1 pseudogene is annotated in these 1,093 nt (G+C 60.0%); it reads left to right on the top strand.

The window, feature by feature from the left end:
- Window positions 1-134: 134 nt before the first annotated feature.
- Window positions 135-1,093, top strand: a pseudogene (locus EFQ99_RS34835) (IS256 family transposase); the annotation flags it as partial.

Below are 1,093 nucleotides of genomic sequence, written 5' to 3'. Positions count from 1 at the left end.
TGACGGTAGGGAGTAAAGCCGAGCGCCCGCGCGCTTCTCGTTGCGCTGTAGCGGGTGATCGGCTTTGCGGGCGGCCATCAGTGTTTTCCGCTAGGGTCGGGTTGTTCAAGACCAACCTGACGGAAAGATCACCGATGACCAATGACATGATGAACGTGCGTTCGCTTGTTGAGAAGAGTGCCGATGCAGATTTGTTGCGTGAGATGATTGGCTTTGCCGCCGAGCGGCTGATGGAGTTGGAGGTCGGCTCGGCTACGGGTGCTGACTTCGGTGTGAAGAACCCCATGCGGCTCACTCAACGCAATGGCTACCGTGACCGCGATTGGGAGACGCGGGCTGGCACCGTCGAGCTTCGCATTCCGAAGCTGCGCAAGGGCAGCTACTTTCCGAGCTTCCTTGAACCGCGCCGCATGGCAGAGAAAGCTCTGACGGCCGTTATCCAGGAAGCGTATATCCAGGGAATCTCGACTCGTTCTGTCGACGACCTGTGGTGGACGCGACCTATCTCAAGGTCCGGCGTGGCGGCCGCATCGTCTCAGTCGCCGTCATTATCGCGGTCGGCGTCAATAACGACGGTCGGCGCGAGGTCCTGGGTATGGAAGTTGGCACCTCGGAGGCCGAACCGATCTGGACGGAATTCCTGCGCAGGCTAACGCGCCGCGGTCTACGCGGGGTGAAGTTGGTTGTCTCTGATGCACATGAGGGCATCAAGGCTGCCGTTTCCAAGGTTCTCAATGCCACTTGGCAAAGGTGCCGGGTTCACTTCATGAGGAACGTGCTCGCGCATGCTGGAAAGAGCGGCAGGCGGGTCGTATCCGCCTTCATCGCGACGGCCTTTGCCCAGGAGACCCCGGAGGCAGCAAGCCGCACAATGGCGCAGTGTCGCCGATCAAATCAGGCCGAAAGTGCCGAAGCTTGCCACCATCATGGACGACGCTGAAGAGGACGTGCTCGCCTACATGACCTTCCCGAAAGAGCACCGGGCAAAGCTGCACTCGACGAATCCAATTGAGCGTCTCAACGGCGAAATCAAGCGACGCACCGAGGTCGTCGGCATCTTTCCGAACGACGAAGCCATCGTCCGTCTCGTCGG

It is taken from the genome of Rhizobium vallis (genome assembly GCF_003985155.1).
Classification (GTDB): domain Bacteria; phylum Pseudomonadota; class Alphaproteobacteria; order Rhizobiales; family Rhizobiaceae; genus Rhizobium; species Rhizobium vallis.
Note: the sequence above shows the minus strand (reverse complement) of the source record. Positions and strands in the feature narration are given on the sequence as shown.